1 pseudogene is annotated in these 243 nt (G+C 48.6%); it reads left to right on the plus strand.

The annotated features are described in order from the left end of the window. Positions 1-214: pseudogene (locus tag ACTHSX_RS10795) on the plus strand (TAT-dependent nitrous-oxide reductase); the annotation flags it as partial. Positions 215-243 lie beyond the last annotated feature (29 nt).

Raw genomic sequence — 243 nt, forward strand, 5'->3', positions numbered from 1 at the left:
TGCCGAACCGGGCAAACAAACTTCCGAAGTAGGTCCAGGCGATATTGACCAATACTACGGTTTCCTGTCAGGCGGTCAATCAGGCGAAATGAGCTTGATCGGCGTACCTTCTATGCGTGAGTTGATGCGTATCCCTGTATTAAATATGGACAGCGCTACCGGTTGGGTTCGTACCAACGAGAGCTTGCGTATTTTGAATGAAAAAATTACGCCGTAAACCCGTAAATTCCTGCAAGACAGCGG

The organism is Neisseria sp. P0014.S002 (assembly GCF_051958295.1).
Taxonomy (GTDB): domain Bacteria; phylum Pseudomonadota; class Gammaproteobacteria; order Burkholderiales; family Neisseriaceae; genus Neisseria; species Neisseria flavescens_B.